Annotated in this window: 19 protein-coding genes; 6 read left to right on the forward strand and 13 right to left on the reverse strand. The window is 69.0% G+C overall.

Going from position 1 to position 16649, the window contains the following annotated elements:
- Positions 1 to 59 precede the first annotated feature (59 nt).
- Positions 60 to 863, reverse strand: coding sequence for a glutamate racemase (murI, locus tag ACZ5BU_RS15750; RefSeq protein WP_465699436.1), 804 nt, complete (start codon positions 861 to 863; stop codon positions 60 to 62).
- A 168-nt stretch (positions 864 to 1031) separates the two neighbouring features.
- Between murI and ACZ5BU_RS15755 the strand changes: the two genes are divergently transcribed.
- Entirely contained in the window at positions 1032 to 1355 is a 324-nt protein-coding gene (locus tag ACZ5BU_RS15755; protein WP_465699438.1) for a hypothetical protein, read from the forward strand.
- 6 nt (positions 1356 to 1361) lie between these two features.
- Here ACZ5BU_RS15755 and ACZ5BU_RS15760 read toward each other — a convergent pair whose 3' ends face one another.
- The 6 genes from ACZ5BU_RS15760 to clpS all read right to left on the reverse strand — a co-directional run bounded on the left by ACZ5BU_RS15760 (position 1362) and on the right by clpS (position 4957).
- Positions 1362 to 2309, reverse strand: coding sequence for a PLP-dependent cysteine synthase family protein (locus ACZ5BU_RS15760; protein ID WP_465699439.1), 948 nt, complete (start codon positions 2307 to 2309; stop codon positions 1362 to 1364).
- Complete coding sequence (locus ACZ5BU_RS15765; protein ID WP_465699441.1) at positions 2309 to 2593, reverse strand: MoaD/ThiS family protein; 285 nt, start codon at positions 2591 to 2593, stop codon at positions 2309 to 2311. The genes ACZ5BU_RS15760 and ACZ5BU_RS15765 overlap by 1 nt, the downstream gene beginning before the upstream one ends.
- 1 nt (position 2594) lies before the next feature.
- A complete protein-coding gene (locus ACZ5BU_RS15770) occupies positions 2595 to 3053 on the reverse strand; it encodes a M67 family metallopeptidase (protein ID WP_465699443.1) in 459 nt (152 codons plus the stop codon).
- A gap of 71 nt (positions 3054 to 3124) precedes the next feature.
- A complete protein-coding gene (locus ACZ5BU_RS15775) occupies positions 3125 to 4102 on the reverse strand; it encodes an aldo/keto reductase (protein ID WP_465699444.1) in 978 nt (325 codons plus the stop codon).
- A 16-nt stretch (positions 4103 to 4118) separates the two neighbouring features.
- Complete coding sequence (locus tag ACZ5BU_RS15780) at positions 4119 to 4673, reverse strand: DUF2017 domain-containing protein (protein ID WP_465699446.1); 555 nt, start codon at positions 4671 to 4673, stop codon at positions 4119 to 4121.
- The gene (gene clpS, locus ACZ5BU_RS15785) at positions 4670 to 4957 is read right to left on the reverse strand and encodes an ATP-dependent Clp protease adapter ClpS (RefSeq protein ID WP_141858870.1); all 288 of its coding nucleotides are present in this window, start codon (positions 4955 to 4957) and stop codon (positions 4670 to 4672) included. The genes ACZ5BU_RS15780 and clpS overlap by 4 nt, the downstream gene beginning before the upstream one ends.
- A gap of 94 nt (positions 4958 to 5051) precedes the next feature.
- Between clpS and ACZ5BU_RS15790 the strand changes: the two genes are divergently transcribed.
- Positions 5052 to 6341 (forward strand): nicotinate phosphoribosyltransferase, encoded by a 1290-nt coding sequence (locus ACZ5BU_RS15790; protein ID WP_465701056.1) that lies wholly within the window; start codon positions 5052 to 5054, stop codon positions 6339 to 6341.
- Positions 6338 to 6799, forward strand: coding sequence for a MarR family winged helix-turn-helix transcriptional regulator (locus ACZ5BU_RS15795; protein ID WP_465699448.1), 462 nt, complete (start codon positions 6338 to 6340; stop codon positions 6797 to 6799). The genes ACZ5BU_RS15790 and ACZ5BU_RS15795 overlap by 4 nt, the downstream gene beginning before the upstream one ends.
- Here ACZ5BU_RS15795 and ACZ5BU_RS15800 read toward each other — a convergent pair.
- The 3 genes from ACZ5BU_RS15800 to ACZ5BU_RS15810 all read right to left on the reverse strand — a co-directional run bounded on the left by ACZ5BU_RS15800 (position 6794) and on the right by ACZ5BU_RS15810 (position 10416).
- Positions 6794 to 8020, reverse strand: coding sequence for a D-arabinono-1,4-lactone oxidase (locus ACZ5BU_RS15800; protein ID WP_465699450.1), 1227 nt, complete (start codon positions 8018 to 8020; stop codon positions 6794 to 6796). The genes ACZ5BU_RS15795 and ACZ5BU_RS15800 overlap by 6 nt on opposite strands.
- A gap of 79 nt (positions 8021 to 8099) precedes the next feature.
- Positions 8100 to 8861 (reverse strand): sulfite exporter TauE/SafE family protein, encoded by a 762-nt coding sequence (locus tag ACZ5BU_RS15805; protein ID WP_465699452.1) that lies wholly within the window; start codon positions 8859 to 8861, stop codon positions 8100 to 8102.
- A 13-nt stretch (positions 8862 to 8874) separates the two neighbouring features.
- Positions 8875 to 10416, reverse strand: a complete 1542-nt coding sequence (locus tag ACZ5BU_RS15810; protein WP_465699454.1) for a WD40 repeat domain-containing protein — start codon at positions 10414 to 10416, stop codon at positions 8875 to 8877.
- Between the two features lie 144 nt (positions 10417 to 10560).
- Here ACZ5BU_RS15810 and ACZ5BU_RS15815 point away from each other — a divergent pair, with 144 nt between their 5' ends.
- A complete protein-coding gene (locus ACZ5BU_RS15815) occupies positions 10561 to 11340 on the forward strand; it encodes an SDR family NAD(P)-dependent oxidoreductase (protein ID WP_465699456.1) in 780 nt (259 codons plus the stop codon).
- A gap of 66 nt (positions 11341 to 11406) precedes the next feature.
- A complete protein-coding gene (locus tag ACZ5BU_RS15820) occupies positions 11407 to 11985 on the forward strand; it encodes a nicotinamidase (protein WP_465699458.1) in 579 nt (192 codons plus the stop codon).
- 4 nt (positions 11986 to 11989) lie between these two features.
- Here ACZ5BU_RS15820 and ACZ5BU_RS15825 read toward each other — a convergent pair whose 3' ends face one another.
- Entirely contained in the window at positions 11990 to 13840 is a 1851-nt protein-coding gene (locus tag ACZ5BU_RS15825; protein ID WP_465699460.1) for a bifunctional metallophosphatase/5'-nucleotidase, read from the reverse strand.
- Between the two features lie 108 nt (positions 13841 to 13948).
- On the opposite strand from ACZ5BU_RS15825, the gene ACZ5BU_RS15830 reads away from it, so the two are divergent.
- Positions 13949 to 14734, forward strand: a complete 786-nt coding sequence (locus tag ACZ5BU_RS15830) for a polysaccharide deacetylase family protein (RefSeq protein ID WP_465699462.1) — start codon at positions 13949 to 13951, stop codon at positions 14732 to 14734.
- Here ACZ5BU_RS15830 and ACZ5BU_RS15835 read toward each other — a convergent pair.
- Together ACZ5BU_RS15835 and ACZ5BU_RS15840 are read right to left on the reverse strand one after the other, a co-directional pair.
- Positions 14731 to 15429, reverse strand: a complete 699-nt coding sequence (locus ACZ5BU_RS15835; RefSeq protein WP_465699464.1) for a hypothetical protein — start codon at positions 15427 to 15429, stop codon at positions 14731 to 14733. The genes ACZ5BU_RS15830 and ACZ5BU_RS15835 overlap by 4 nt on opposite strands.
- A 19-nt stretch (positions 15430 to 15448) precedes the next feature.
- Positions 15449 to 16645: a homogentisate 1,2-dioxygenase domain-containing protein gene (locus tag ACZ5BU_RS15840; RefSeq protein WP_465699466.1), complete on the reverse strand. Its 1197-nt coding sequence runs from the start codon at positions 16643 to 16645 to the stop codon at positions 15449 to 15451.
- Positions 16646 to 16649 lie beyond the last annotated feature (4 nt).

Genomic DNA, 16649 nt, shown 5'->3' on the forward strand with positions numbered 1-16649 from the left:
CAGGCTTTCGGGGCCTTTCCGGTGCCTTCGACAACGGCCCGTGCGACCTAGGTCACACGTCAGCGGACCCAGGCGAACTGGTCGACGTTCGCCAGCGCGGGGCCCAGAAAGCGGGAGCCGATCGCCGCGAACTCGGCCGGATTGCCGGTGGTGACGAAGCGGTGCTCCGGCGCCGGCAGATTGTCGGGGCGCAACAAGTTCGTCTTGGTGAGGACGGAGTACACGTCCTTCGCGCACTCTTCCGCACTGCTGACCAGCGTGACGCTGTCGCCCATCACGTACGAGATGACGCCGGTGAGCAACGGGTAGTGGGTACACCCAAGGATCAACGTGTCGACGCCGGCCTCGACCAGGGGATCCAGGTACTCATGGGCGGCCTCGAGCAGCTCCGGCCCCGACGTCACGCCCGACTCGACGAAGTCGACGAACTTCGGGCACGCCCGGGTGAACAGCTCCACCTGCGGCGCGGCGGCGAAACCGTCTTCGTAAGCAAGCGATTGAGCCGTCGCCTTCGTGCAGATCACGCCGACCCGCTGGTTCCGGGTCGCGGCGACGGCGCGGCGCGCGGCCGGCAGGATCACCTCGACGACCGGTACGTCGTACCGCTCGCGGGCGTCCCGCAGCATCGCGGCGCTCGCGGAGTTGCACGCGATCACCAGCATCTTCACGCCGGCGTCGACGAGATGGTCGAGGCACTCCAGCGCGTACTCACGGACCTCGGCGATCGGTTTCGGGCCGTACGGCTGCCGGGCGGTGTCGCCGAGATACAGGATCGGTTCGTGCGGCAACTGGTCGAGCACCGCGCGGGCGACGGTGAGTCCGCCGAAGCCAGAGTCGAAGATCCCCACCGGTGCGTCAGCCACAGCGAAATCTTATACGGGTCCGTTGCCGGGCAGATCCGAAGTGCAGCCTTACCTAACCGATGGCAACGACACGCCGAGGTTGTCCACATCTTTACGTTATGGAATTGCCTTTTCGCGTGATGCACGCCACTCTGGAGCGATGTTTGCTGGACCGCCCCTCGTGATGCCATGGATCTGATGCATCACCTCGCGGTGGCATTCGTTGCCACCCCCGCACCAACTCCGAAACCCACGGAGTCGAACAACGGCACAGCCGCAGCCATCGCGTCGTCCATCGGGCCGACCGGTCTGCTGCTGTTGCTGCTGATGGCGATCGTCGCTCTGTACGTCGTCTCGCTGGCGCTGCACCCGAATGCCAAGTGCAACAGGTGCAAGGGTGCCGGTCGGCACCACGGCAGCCTCTTCAGTTACGCCCAACGCCCCTGCAACAGCTGCAAGGGACGCGGCGTCCACCCACGGCTCGGCCGCCGAGTCCTGTTCAAGGAACCGTAAGTTGCCTCAAGCCCACAACTGACCTTCGAGGCGTTCTTCGGCTTCGTCGACGGTGCCTTCGTACGCGCCGGTGGACAGGTACTTCCAGCCGCCGTCCGCGACCACGAACGCGATGTCGGCCTGCTCGCCCTCACGCACGCACTTGGCCGCCTGGCCGAGCGCGGCGTGCAGGATCGCGCCGGTCGAGATGCCGGCGAAGATGCCCTCGTTGTCGAGCAGTTCGCGCACCCGCCGGACGGCGTCCCGCGGTCCGACGGAGAAGCGCGCGTCGATCAGCGTCTCGTCGTACAGCTCCGGGACGAAGCCCTCGTCGAGGTTGCGCAGACCGTAGACGAGCTCGCCGTACCGCGGCTCGGCGGCGACGATCTTCACGTCCGGCTTGTTCTCGCGGAAGAACCGGCCGGCGCCCATCAGCGTTCCGGTCGTACCGAGACCGGCGACGAAGTGCGTGACCGACGGCAGGTCGTCGAGGATCTCGCGCGCGGTGCCGTCGTAGTGGGCGAGCGCGTTCGACGGGTTGCCGTACTGGTAGAGCATCACCCAGTCCGGGTGGTCCTCCGCGACCTGCTTGGCGACCCGGACCGCTTCGTTGGACCCACCCGCGGCCGGGGACGAGATGATCTCGGCGCCCCACATCCGGAGGATCTGACGGCGCTCCTCGGAGGTGTTCTCCGGCATCACGCAAACCATCCGGTAGCCGCGCAGCTTGGCCGCCATCGCGAGCGAGATGCCGGTGTTGCCCGATGTCGGCTCGAGGATCGTGTTGCCCGGGCGCAACCGGCCGTCCTTCTCGGCGTCCAGCAGCATCCGCAGCGCCGCCCGGTCCTTGATCGAACCGGTCGGGTTGTGGTCCTCGAGCTTCGCCCAGAGCCGGACGTCGGCCGACGGCGACAGCTTGGGCAGCCCGACCAGCGGCGTACCGCCGACCGAGTCGAGCAGGCTGTCGAAACGCATCAGACCGCGCCGCCCGCCACCGCAGGCAGAACAACCACCACGTCGCCGTCCTTGACCTCGGTCTTCAGGCCGCCGGTGAAGCGGACGTCCTCGTCGTTCACGTAGACGTTCACGAACCGGCGCAGCTCCTCCGGGTCGCCCTCGACGATCCGCTCCTTGAGGCCCGGGTGGTTGCCGTTCACGTCGTCGATGAACGCGGCCAGGTCGGTGCCGTCGCCGGTGACCGCCTTCGCCCCGCCGGTGTAGGTGCGCAGGATCGTCGGCACGCGCAGCTCGATCGCCATTTCAGTCTTCTCCTTCAAAGGTTTCTGTATAGGAACCAACTACGCGTACTTCTTCTTCCGTGACCTCGCCGCCGACGATCCGGTACGACCGGAACTCGACCGGCCCGTCGTACGCCGGGTCGTCCGCGCCGTCCCGGGTCGACACCAGGACGTAGTGCGCGCCCGGCTCCTGGGCGAGGTTGATGTCGGTCCGCGACGGATACGCCTCGGTGGCGGTGTGCGAGTGGTAGATCACCACCGGCTCCTCGTCCCGCTCGTCCATCTCCTTGTAGAGCCGGAGCAGGTCACCGGAGTCGAACTCGTAGAACGTCGGCGACATGGCAGCGTTCAGCATCGGCACGAACCGGGTGGCCCGATCCGACCCTTCCGCCCCCGCCACGACCCCACACGCCTCATCCGGATGATCCTTCCGGGCATGCGCGACGATCGCGTCGTATGTCTCCCGCTCGATGACCAGCACGCCTCCACGGTACGGCGACCGCACGGGCCGCCCCGCCAACCACGGAGTCGGTCCAGAATGCGGACAGCGTGTTACCAGCGGTCGTGGATCTCCGGCTTGATCAGGTCGTCGTACGTCTGGCGGACCGCGTCGAGGCGGTCCGGGGTGAGCGGGGCGAGGGTGGCTGCGGAGATGTTGCCGGCGACCTGGGACGGGTTGCGGGCCCCGGGGATGACGACCGAGACGCCTGGCTGGTCGAGGATCCAGCGGAGCGCGAACTGGGCCATCGTGGCGCCGGCCGGGAGCCAGGGCATCAGGCGGCGGACCGCTTCCAGGCCGATGCCGAACGGGACGCCGGAGAAGGTCTCGCCGACGTCGAAGGCCTCGCCGTGGCGGTTGTAGGTGCGGTGGTCGTCGGGGCCGAACGTGGTGTGTTCGTCGTACTTGCCCGACAGCAGCCCGCTGGCCAGCGGTACCCGGGCGATGATGCCCACCCCGGCTGCCTGCGCGGCCGGGAGGACCTCGTCGAGCGGCTTCAGACGGAAGGCGTTCAGGATGATCTGGACCGTCGCCACGTTCGGGCGGGCGATCGCGGTCAGCGCCTCGGCGCAGGTCTCGACACTCACGCCGTACGCCGCGATCCGGCCCTCGTCCACGAGCGTGTCGAGGGCGTCGAAGACCGCGTCGTTCGAGTACACCGGCGTCGGCGGGCAGTGCAGTTGCACCAGGTCGATCGTGTCGACGCCGAGGTTCCGCCGGGAGCGGTCGTTCCAGGCGCGGAAGTTCTCCAAGGTGTAGGCCGAAGGGACCTGCTCGACCCGGCGCCCCATCTTGGTCGCCACGGTCAGACCTTCAACCGATTTGAGCACCTGGCCGACGAGCCGCTCGGACCGCCCGTCGCCGTACACGTCCGCGGTGTCGATGAACGTCACGCCGCCCTCGATCGCCGACCGCAGCACGGCCAGTGCGTCGCTCTCGTCGACCGAACCCCAGTCCGCCCCGAGCTGCCACGCCCCGAGCCCGACCACACCAACATCCCGCCCGGTCCGCCCGAGCCGCCGCGTCTCCATACGCGCCACCCTAGTGTCAGCGCATGTTGTGCAGCAGGGCGGACTGGAGGTAGCCGAGCCAGTCGTACAGGTCGTACGTCAGGCGCCGCGGGTCGTCCTCGTCGAGCTTCTCCCAGGTCGCGTAGTCGTCCTCGTCCTTGATGTCGAGGCGCGTCCCGATCGCCAGCCTCAGGTCGTTCAGCGCGCGCAACCAGGACAGCTGCTCGTCCGGTTCCAGCGCGATCTCGTCGGCGCCGGACTCCTCCAGCGCGGACAGCACCCGCTTCGCGTCGGTGACCTTTCCCTCGCGCAGCCCGCGCTCGGTGAACCGGCGGAACTCGGCCGACGCCAGGTCGTCCTGCTTGTACGCGTCCGGCAGCAGCCGCTGCAGTACGACGTCCTCGGGCGGCGAGGTCGGTCCGTCGTTGTCGCTGAGCATCGCCTCGAGCGGGTCCGCCGGTGCGGTCGTGCGCGGCGGCAGCCCGTCGTACAGCAGCTCGACCAGGTTCCGGAGCAGGTTCGCCAGGATGTCCGCCTCGTGCTCGGCGAAGCTGACGACCACGGTCTTACGGCGCTTGCGGAACCGCGTCACGACTTCTCGCAGGTGGCCCACAGGCCGTAGGAGTGCATCGCTTCCACGTCGCGTTCCATCGCTTCCCGGTTGCCGTTCGACACCGCCGACTTGCCTTCGGAGTGCACCTGCATCATCAGCTTCTCCGCCTTCTGCTTGGAGTAGCCGAAGTACGTCTGGAAGACGAACGTGACGTAGTCCATCAGGTTGACCGGATCGTTCCAGACGATCGTCACCCAGGGTGGGCTCAGCTCGATCGCCTCGTCGACCTCGGGGCTCTCCAGCTCGCTCGGTGCGGTGCTCACCTGTCCATTCTCTCCATCATCGGTTCCCGTCTCGCAATAGGCTGCCCTCGTGACCCATTCGACGGCACTTCTGACCGACCACTACGAGCTGACCATGCTGCAGGCCGCCCTGGCGGACGGCACGGCGGAGCGCCGCTCGGTGTTCGAGCTGTTCGCCCGCCGGCTGCCGGACGGCCGCCGGTACGGCGTGGTCGCCGGCGTCAACCGGCTGCTGGACGCGCTCGAGCAGTTCCGGTTCGACGAGCAGGCGATCGCCTTCCTGGCCGATCGCGGCATCGTCGACCAGGCTACCCGGGACTGGCTGGCCGGCTACCGGTTCAGCGGCGACATCGCCGGTTACGCCGACGGCGAGATTTTCTTCCCGGGTTCGCCGGTGCTGGTGGTGGAGTCGTCGTTCGCCGAGGCAGTACTCCTGGAAACCGTTTTCTTGTCGATCCTGAACCACGACTCCGCGGTCGCCTCGGCGGCGTCGAGGATGACCTGGTGGGCCGGTGGGCGGCCCTGTATCGAGATGGGCTCGCGGCGGACCCACGAGGAGGCCGCGGTCGCCTCGGCGCTGGCGGCGTACATCGCCGGCTTCGGCGCCACCTCGAACCTGGAGGCCTCGCGCCGGTACGGCATCCCGAGCACCGGTACGGCGGCGCACTCGTTCACGCTGCTGCACGACCGCGAGCAGGACGCGTTCCGCTCCCAGGTCGACGCGCTCGGGAAGGGTACGACGCTGCTCGTCGACACGTACGACGTCGCCGAGGCGGTCCGCGCCGCGATCGAGCTGACCGGCCCGGAGCTCGGCGCCGTACGGCTCGACTCCGGCGACCTGCCGTCGCTGGCCGGGCAGGTCCGCGAGCAGCTCGACTCGCTGGGCGCGACGAAGACCCGGATCATCGTGACCAGCGACCTGGACGAGTTCCAGATCGCCGCGCTCGCCCCCGCGCCGGTGGACGGCTACGGGGTCGGTACGTCGCTCGTCACCGGCTCGGGCTACCCGACCTGCGGGTTCGTGTACAAGCTGGTCGCCCGCGAGGACGCGAGCGGCGAGCTGGTGCCGGTGGCGAAGAAGAGCCCGGACAAGATCTCGATCGGCGGCCGGAAGTGGGCGCTGCGCCGCCGGTCCGCGGCCGGGGTCGCGGAGCTCGAGCTGATCGGCGTCGGCGAGCAGCCGGTCGACGACGGCGACGACCGCGTACTCCTGAAGCCGCTGGTCGAGTCCGGCAAGGTCATCGGCCGGACGACTCCCGCGGAGTCGCAGGCCCACCACCAGAAAGTCCGCGACGAACTCCCCCGCTACGCCAGCCAGCTCAGCCGCGGCGAGCCCGCGATCCCGACCGAGTACGTCGGCGACTACGACGCCCGCAACCCGTTCCGCCCGCGGAGCCACACATGACTGACGACTGGTCCCCGGACGCGCCCGCCGACGAGGCCGACGTACTGATCGCGCTGCGGTTCGCCGAACGGGCGGCGCGGAAGGCGGTCGCGGAGGAGCTGGCCGGGACCGAACTGCACACCGGCCAGGAGCTGGTGCTCGCGAAGCTGCTGCACCACGGATCGTTGCCGGTGGCAAGGCTCGCGAAGGTGCTCGACGTCGAGGTGCCGACCGCGACCAAGACCACGCAGCGGATGGAGGCCGCGGGTCTGGTCCGGCGGGTGAAGAGCGCGACCGACGCGCGGCAGGTCGGCATCGAGCTGACCGACCGCGGCGTCGAGCTCGCACACACCATCCAGGAGGTCTACGACCGGGCCGGCCGCCGCGCGCTCGCGAACCTGTCCCCCGAGGACCGCCGGATCGTCCGCAACCTGCTCTGGACGATCACCTCGACCCTCGAGGACGTCACCCAGCTATAACGGCAGGAACGTGTCGAGGTACTCGTTGCGGAACTTGCCGGCCGGGTCGTACTTCGCCGCGAGCGCGACGAAGTCCTTCACCTTCGGGTAGCGCTCCGCCAGGGTCGCGGCGTCGGCGGCGAACACCTTGCCCCAGTGCGGCCGTACGTCGAGATGCCCGAGTGCCTCCTCCAGCTCGGCGACGACCGGGCGGACCGCGGCCTCGTCCTGGATCCAGGTGAAGTGCAGGGCGACCGTGTCGCGGCCCTGGCTCGGGCTCAGCCACAGGTCGTCGGCGGCGATCGTCCGCACCTCCGACACCTGGATCACCGGCGCGAACCGCTTGCCCAGGGCACGCAGTACCTCGATCGCCTCGGCCGCCCGCTCGCGCGCCACGAAGTACTCCGACTGGAGCTCGTCGCCGTTGCTCGGAGTGAACTCGAGCCGGAAGTGCGGGAGCCGCTCGTTCCACGGGCCGGGCACGCCGCCCTGCTGGGTCGCGTAGCCGGCCGGCATCACCTTGATCGGATGCCGCGCACCGTCCGCGAGCCGCGCGCCCAGCCACTCCGGGTCGGGCTCGGTCAGCTCGCGGCGCTTGCGCCACACCATCACCTCCGGGTCGACCCAGTCGGTGAACGCGCTGACGCTGTACGCGCTGCTCATCACGGCCGCGAAGTCCGACTGCAGCCGATCCACCGGCAACGCGTCGTACACGACCTGGCTGATCTGGTACGACGGCTGTACGTCGAGCGTGAGGCTGACCGTGACCCCGAGCGCTCCGAGCGCGACGATCGACCCCGCGAAGTCCGCGTCGTCGCGGGTCAGCGTGACGAGCTCGCCGCCGGCGTTCACGAACGTGATCGCGTTGACCGCGTCCGCGAGCGGGCCGTTCGTGTCACCAGAACCGTGCGTACCGGTCGAGCACGCGCCGGCGACCGAGATGTGCGGCAGCGACCCGAGGTTGTGCAGCGCGAGACCCTGAGCCTGCAGCGCGGCGGTGATCTCGCCGTACCGCGTCCCAGCGGACACCGTCACGCCCCGCTCGCCGACCTCGATCACCTGCGGCAGTTCCTGCACGCTGACCAGCGTGCCGGTCGTGTCCGCGATCCGGTTGAAGGAATGCCCGGTGCCGAGCACCCGCACCTGCTCCGAGCGCGCGACCAGTTCCTGCAGCTCGCCGACCGTCCGCGGTCGCTGCAGTTCGCTCGCAAACTCGACGTTTCCGGCCCAGTTCGTCGTCATGCCCGCAGCCTCGCACACCGGCGCCGGATCGGCCTCCGGCCGTCCACGCACCGAGCCGGCTCGATCGGGTGCAGTACGTCTAGAGCATCAGTACGGCGGCTGTTACGCCGGCCAGGACGATCAGGATGCGGAGGTAGGTCGCGGGGAGGCGGCGGCCGACGTGGGCGCCGGCGTAGCCGCCGACGACGGAGCCCGCGGCCAGTAGCGCGGCCGCTTGGAGGTTCAGGTCGGCGACGACCAGGAAGATGATGCCGGCGACCAGGTTGGCGGCCAGCAGGGCCAGGGTCTTCAGGCCGTTGACCACCCGCAGCTCGAGGTCCATGCCGAGGCCGAGGACGGCCATCATCATCACGCCGGCGCCGGCGCCGAAGTAGCCGCCGTACACGCCGGTCAGCGTGGTGCCGAGGATTGTTGCCGGTGACATCGATCGGCGGAGGTCGTGGGGATGGCCGGCGCGGGAGCGGAGCCAGCGGGAGATCCACGGCTGGACGCCGACGGTCAGGCAGGTGAACAGGATCAGCCACGGCGCCGCGGACGCGAACACCCGCGACGGCAACGCCAGCAGCAGTGCGGCGCCGCCGACCGCTCCGACGGCACAGACCAGTACGACGATCACGACCTGCCGGCGCGGGACCTCACGCAGCTCGCGCCGGTACCCGAAGACACCACTGAGCGCACCCGGCAGCAGACCGAGCGTGTTGGAAGCGTTCGCGACCACCGGCGGAATCCCGAGCGCGATCAGCACCGGGAAACTCAGCAACGACGCGACCCCGACCGTCGACGTGAGGATCCCCGCACCGAGCCCAGCACCGACAACTGCCAACTGCTCGGGACCCGTCACCCGACGATTATCGCTACCGCACCTTCACCGTGGCCGCCGGGCCTTTCCGGACGTTGCGGCCGTCGCTGACCTCGACGCGGTACGACAGCGTCTGACCGCTGGTCAGTCCGGAGTCGGTGACCGAGGTGACGGCCGCCTTCGTCCAGGAGTTCGACGTACGGGACCACGTGCCGATCCGGGTGCTGCCGCGGTACACGACGTACGTGAGCTTCATGTTGTCGCGGTCGAGCACGGTCCTGAAGGCGATCGTCACCTTGTTCGACCGCGCGCTCGCGACCTTCGGCGCCGCGGGGCGGGCCGGCGCGGCACCACCCGGTACGTTCGTGAACCGGGTCAGCCCTTCCTGCGGTACGCCGTTCACCTGGGTGAAGTCGCCGCCGGCCCACAGGTCGTTGCCTCCGGTCGCGAACGCCAGCGGGCCGACCACCGTCGTACCGCCCGCGTCGGTGTTCGGGTTCCAGGGGCCGAGCTTGCCGGTGATCGCGCTGTAGACCAGCAGGTGGTGCGTACCGCTCCCGTCACGGAACTCGCCGTCCGCGCCGCAGTCGTGCGCGTGCGAGCCCTTGTACAACCAGTTGCCGACGGCAGCGATCGCCTCGGTCGCGCCCAGGCAGTTGCTCTTCCAGATCAGCTTCCCGGTCCTGGCGTCGGCGGCGAGCACACCGTCATAACAGCCGCGACCAGAGCCGGCGTTCGATGCGAACACCTTGTTTCCTTGGACTTCCAGGTCCTTCACCCGACTGTCGCAGTCCGAGCTCTGTTCCGGGATCGCGGCTGCAGCCGGCATCTCGAACGCCGCACCGGTCGTGCTGTTCAGCATCGCGAGCGCATGGGAGTCGCGGCCACCGATCTCGTTGAACCCGCCGCCGACGAAGACCCTGGTCCCGTCCCTGGACACCTCGATCGCGTGCACGTCGTCGTCCGCCTCCGGGTCCCACGGCAGCAGCGTCCCGGTACTCAGGCGGACCGCCGCGACGTTGCCGCGAGCAACCTTGTCGACGGCGCCGAACGAACCGCCGAGGTAGACCGTGCTGCCGGTCACCTTCAGCGCGGCGACCCGGTAGTTGACCACCGGATCCCACCCGGCCACGAGTTTGCCGGTGGCCACATCGAACATCGCGATCCGCGACCGCGGCACGCCGTCGACGACGGTGAAGTCACCACCGATCACCACCCACCGGCCGTTGGGCGACGTCGCGACGGCCCACACCGGCCCGTTGACCCTCGGCGCGAAGCGCGTCGGTACCCCGGTGGTCCGGTTGAGCACCGCGAAGTACTTCCGGGGGGCATCGTTCACGCCACGGGCCTTGCCCGGCGGACGGACCCGGGTGAACAGCCCGCCCACGAACACCAGGTTGCCCGCGACGGCGAGCGTGTTCACACTCGCGTTCGTCTGCCAGCTCGCCGACTGCACCGAGGACAACGCCGATCCGAACCCCCGCGGCTCGCTCCGCGCCACCCTCGCCGTCGCCGCCTGCACCCTCGGCCCGGCCGGAACCAGCGCGGCAGCAATCACAGCTCCGGCCGTGACCACCGCCAGAACGACCTTCTTCATGGCAAACCCCCCGCCGCCTTGGTAACTATGCGCCGTCACACGATAACTGTCAGCGCATACATTCCCACATCGGGGCTTGCCTTCGGTTTATTAGTCGGCTAAGTTCTTTGTGTAGCCGACTAACGATATACAGGAGGACGGGTCATGGACCTGGGTTTCAAGGACGCGGCGGTGCTGGTGACGGGTGGCTCGTCCGGGATCGGGCGGGCGACCGCGATCGCGTACGGGCGGGAGGGGGCGCGGGTGGCGATCACCTACAACTCCCGGAAGGACGCGGCCGAGGCGGTGCTGGAGGAGATCGAGGCCGCGGGCGGTTCGGCGTACGCCGTACCGATGGATCTCGGTGCACCGGAGACGATCGCCTCGGCGGTCGCGTCGGTGGTGTCGGAGTTCGGCGGGCTCGACGCGGTCGTGGCGAACGCGGTGAGCTGGGGGACGCTCGGATACGACGAACGACCCTCGAAGATCGAGGAGTCCCGGCCGGAGTGGTGGACCGGGATCATCCGGGCGAACCTCGAGGGGAACTTCCACCTGGTACAGCAGGTCGCCCCGGCGCTGCGGCGCTCCGAGCACGGGCGGCTCGTGCTGGTCTCGACGGACCTCGCGGAGCGCGGGATGACCGGGGCGTGGGCGTACAGCGCCGCGAAGGCGGGCCTGCACGGGCTGGCGGCGAGCCTGCAGCACGATCTGGGCGCGGACGGCGTGCTCGTGAACGTCGTACTGCCCGGAATCACGCTGGAGAACGGCGTACACCGGGTCATCCCGCAGCCGGCCCTGGAGCGGATCGCGGCCGGATTCACCGCGCGGCACCTCCCGGACGCATCCGAGCTCGCCGACGCGATCCTGTTCCTCACCTCGCCCCGCACGAAGGCGATCCAGGGGCAGCTCCTGCACGTCACAGGCGGCAACCTGATTCCCTCGTAATGCAGCGTGGACCGGCCCGGCGCTTGTACGGTGGGCTCAGGAGTACTCCCGCAAAGGAGCGTCGCGATGGCCCGGGCACTGATCGTGGTTGATGTGCAGAACGACTTCTGCGAAGGCGGCAGCCTGGCCGTCCCCGGCGGCGCCGACGTCGCGTTCCGGATCGGCGAGCTCCTGCACCAGTGGCACGAGGCGGAGCCGGACGACCGGCAGTACGCGTACGTCGTCGCCACCCGGGACCACCATGTCAACCCCGGCGACCACTTCTCGCGTACCCCCGACTTCGTGAACTCCTGGCCCCCGCACTGCGTCGCCGGTACCGACGGCGTCAGCTTCCACCCGAACCTCGACCCGCAGCCCTTCGACGCGATCTTCGACAAGGGCGAGTACGCCGCGGCGTACTCCGGCTTCGAAGGCAAGTCCCACGAAGGCGGCCACCCACTTGCCGACTGGCTCCGCGCCAAGGGGGTGACCGACGTGGACGTCTGCGGCATCGCGACCGACTACTGCGTCCGAGCCACCGCCCTCGACGCCCACAAAGAAGGCTTCGGGACCACCGTCCTCACCACTTTGACCGCCGGCGTAGCCGAGTCGTCCACCACCCAAGCCCTGACCGACCTCCAGGCTGCAGGCGTAACCCTCACCTGAAGGACTAGCTCGTCACGGTGATCGGGGTGCCGTTGGAGGTCAGGGTCCAGTCGACGGTGTGGAACGTCTTCGGGTCGACCGTGCCGGTGGCAGTGACGTAGTCGATCATCAGCTGGCGGATTTCCACCTGGCGGTTGTAGACGACCGGGGCCGTCTTCACGTGGGGGAAGTTGCCGCCGCCGGACTGGCGGTAGTTGTTGACGGCCACGACGAACTGCTGGTCGGCGGCGACCGGGGTGCCGTCGTACGCCAGGTCGGTGATGCGGGCGCCGGCCGGCTTGGCGAGGTCGATCTTGTAGGTCAGGGGCTTGGTGAGGCCGCCGACGATGTCGTAGTTGTAGTCCGGCGTACCGTTCGGCGCCGTCGGCGTCGGGGCGTTCGTGAGCTGGTCGGACGTGAACGGCCCGGTGCCGGTGACCTGCTTGAAGTAGTACGCCGAGAACTCCAGGTACTCCTTGACCTGCGCGCCCGTCATCGTCACCCCGAGCAGCGTGTTGTCGTAGATGTAGAGCCCGGCGACGTCGCGGATCGAGACGTCACCGGCCGGGATCGCGGCCGCCCGGTTGAACGGGGCCGCGATCGCCAGCACCGGCAGCGACGCCTGCGCCGTACCCGCGAGCGCCTTCGAGACCGCGTCGGCCTGGATGAAGTTCACGAAGTCGAGCGCGGCTGTGTCCTCCCACGGCGCGGTCGCCGCGGACATCGCCTCGGTGCACGTACCGATCTTGGAGTTGACGTACGTGACGACCTTGTCATGGTCCTTCTGCAGCAGGTTCACCACGTCCGGGTCGGCGTCGACGGTGTTCGCGTTCAGCACCTGGCTGTGCCGGCCGACGACCGTCCACTGCCCGCGGACCTTCTGCAGGTCCAGGTCGAACAGCGACAGCCGCATGCCCCACTTCAACGGCTCGCTCAGCACGACCTGCTCGCCGCTCGTCTTGTTCGTGACGAGCCGCTCCGGGATCTCCAGGTGCGCGTGGCCGACCAGTACGGCGTCGATCCCCGGAACCGTCTCGGCCATCAGCACCGACGCGTTCTCCGGGTACGGCAGCGCGTCGCCGTACGACGACGACAGGTCCATACCCGAGTGCACGGACGCGATCACGATGTCGGCCCCGGCCGCGCGGACCTTCGGCACCCACTGCTGCGCGAGCTCGACGATGCCGCCGAACTTCAGCTTGTTCTCGACGTTCGCTTTGTCCCAGATCGCGATGCCCGGGTTGGTCAGGCCGAGGATGCCGACGGTGATCGGCTTCTCCCCCGGTACGTACACCTGCTTCAGCACGTACGGCGGGAACGCCGGCAGGCCGGTCGTCCAGTCCTGGGCGTTCGCGCCGAGCAGCGGGAACCGCAGCTGCTGCTGGAACTTGCGCAGGATGTCGAGCCCGTAGTTGAACTCGTGGTTGCCGAGCGCCGCGGCGTCGTACCCGATCCGGTTCATCGCGGCCGCCATCGGGTGCGTGTGACCGCCGGTGATGGGCTCGATCTTCGCGTAGTAGTACGACAGCGGGGTGCCCTGGATGGTGTCGCCCGCGTCGAGCAGCAGCGGCCGCGGCGCGTGCCGGTCCGCCGCGATCCGGTCGCGGACGGCGCTGACCAGGGTGGAGACCTTCGCCAGGCCGATGTCGTTGTGCGCGGAGTCGTCGTACTCGGCGTTCTTGAAGTAGTCCCAGTTGAACACGTTGCCGTGCAGGTCGGTCGTACCCATCACGGTCAATCGAACGGTCTTACCAGGCCCGCTGCCGGCGTACGCCGGAACCGCCTGGAAACCGGCCGCGGCGAGCGCCGCCGCACCGCCGATCACCGTCCGTCGTGTCATCCCGGTCTGCGCCGTCCGCTCACCACTGTCGGTCATCGCCCCGCCTCACAAGGTCTGCCCGCCGCCGGGATCTCCGGCACGAATGCACACGATAAGCGAGACCCGGTGAACAACTGCCCCCTGGCACGCGAGAGGATGCCCCGCATGACCAAGCCGCCCGGCAAACTCCTGCCGTTGGTCGCCGCCTTGCTTTGCGGTGCCGTCCTCGCCCAGACCGCCTCCCCGTCCTCTCCTTCCGTGACCTCGGCCGCGGCCGTCGTCTCGACCACGCCGCACCACGGACTTTTCAGTACGCCGATCACGTCGAAGCGTGGCCAACCGTCGTCCACGAAGGAATCCACTCCACCTCCGGTGCAGCCGAAGCCGCCGGCCGACGACTGGAACCTGACCGACAACGGGAAGGTCCTCTACCTGACGTTCGACGACGGCCCGCAGCACGAGTGGACACCGAAAGTTCTGCAGATCCTGCGCAAGCACAAGGCGCAGGCCACGTTCTTCGTCCTCGGGATGCAGGTCGCGCAGTACCCGGAGCTGCTCGCCGCCGAGCGCGCCGCCGGGCACCACGTCGGCAACCACACGTACGACCACAAGACGCTGAGCCTGCTACCGGAGGCGAAGGTCCGGCAGGAGATCGTGACCGGTGTCGCCTCGAAGTGCGTCCGCCCGCCGGGCGGTGGCACGAACGCCGAGGTCGAGGCGATCATCGCCGGGTATCACAAGCGGCAGGTGCTCTGGGACGTCGACACCAAGGACTGGGAGAAGCCCGGCACCGCCCACATCGAACACGCGATCCTGGCCGGCGCCCGCCCGGGCGCGATCATCCTGATGCACGACGGCGGCGGCAACCGGTCCCAGACCGTCGCCGCCCTCGACCAGGCGCTGACCATCCTCACCAAGCAGGGCTACACGTACCGCGCCCTGCCCTGTTAGCGCTGGACGCCGGCCTTGCCGTTGGAGAAGTGTTTGAGGGCCTCGTCGATGATGTGGACGGGCTGGTCGAGGGCCTTGACCAGGAACATGCCGGTGGGGCGGAGCAGGGGGTTGGGCTTGACGACGCTGCGGACCGCCGGCTGGTCGAGGCCGCGGACGCCGGCCGTGGTCGCGCTGACGCCCTGCTCCAGGGCGATGTCGAGCATGTACTGGCCGAGCAGCTTGTGCTGGGTGAAGCCGCGGACGGTCGGCCACGGCAGGACGACGGGGTACGCCGCTCCGTCGCACGCGAGCTCGAGGCCTTTCGCCGAGATCCGCATCGCGACCGGCGGGAGCTCGTTGGCGTCGTACCAGATCTGCCGCTCGGCCTGCACGCGGTAGACGAGCACCGTACTGAGCACCAGCGGGACCATCGCCACGATCAGCAGCAGCGCGAACGGCCACATCCCCGACCCCGGGAACGCGAACAGCGCGTAGACCGCGGCGGCGATCCCGAGCGCGCCGAGCGCGGCCGTCACCCAACCGCCGCGGCGCTCGACCGTCCGGACCACCTCGCGCCGGCGCAGCACCGCGTCACGGTCGATCCCGACCACCAACGGCTGCCCCGGATCACCTGGCGGCACCTGCACCTCCGGCGTGTCGTCTGCCGCGTCCAGCTCTGCGACCTGTGAAGTTGCGTCCCCGTCCTCACTCACCGGGAAAGAATCCCACAAACTAGCGGTCCTTGCGGCGGCCTGCCCAGGTCCAGGCGTAGACGCCGTCGTCGACGGCCTGGCCGCCCTCGCCGAGTTCGAGCGGGCGGAAGGTGTCGACCATGACCGCGAGTTCCTCGAAGCGTTCGGCGCCGAGGGAGGCCTCGATCGCGGACGGCTGCGGCCCGTGGGCGTACCCGCCGGGGTGCAGCGAGATCGAGCCGAGGCCGATCCCGGAGCCCTTCCGGGCCTCGTAGTCGCCGCCGCAGTAGAACATCACCTCGTCGGAGTCGACGTTCGAGTGGTAGTACGGCACCGGCACGGACAGCGGGTGGTAGTCGACCTTCCGCGGCACGAAGTTGCAGACGACGAAGTTGTACCCCTCGAACACCTGGTGCACCGGCGGCGGCTGGTGCACGCGTCCGGTGATCGGCTCGAAGTCGCTCACGTTGAACGTGTACGGGTACAGGCAGCCGTCCCAGCCGACCACGTCGAACGGGTGCGTCGCGTACGTCATCCGGGACCCGACGATGCCGCCGGCACCGTTCCCGCGGTGCTTCACCAGCACCTCGACGTCGGTGCCCTCCTCGACCAGCGGCTCGGTGGTGGGGTGCAGGTCGCGTTCGCAGTACGGCGAGTGCTCGAGGAACTGGCCGTACCGGGACAGGTAGCGCTTCGGCGGGGCGATGTGCGAGTTGCCCTCGATGCAGTACGCCGAGACGCCCTCCGGCCCCGGGATCCACCGGTGCGTGGTCGCGCGCGGGATGATCACGTAGTCGCCCTGGACCGCGTGCAGTACGCCGAACACGGTCTCGACGGTGGCCGTGCCCTTCTCGACGTACACGCACTCGTCACCGATGCCGTTGCGGTAGTACGGCGAGGGCTGCTCGGCGACGACGTACGAGATCCGGACGTCGCCGTTGCCGAGGACGAGTCTGCGGTCCTCGACGGGGTTCGACTTGGAGGTCTCGGTGAACAGGTCGTGGAGCTTCAGGTGGCGCGGCGTCAGCGGGTGGTTCGGGACGGTCGCTAGGTCGGGGAGCTCCCACACCTGGGAGTCGACGATCGCGGACGGTACGCCGGCGTGGTACAGCAACGAGGAGTCGGACGAGAAGCCCTCCTCGCCCATCAGCTCTTCGTAGTACAGCCCGCCGTCCGGTTTCCGGAACTGGGTGTGCCGCTTGGGTGGAACTTCCCCGACCTGCCGGTAGAACGCCATGCTG

This window comes from Kribbella sp. NPDC031520 (genome assembly GCF_055580825.1).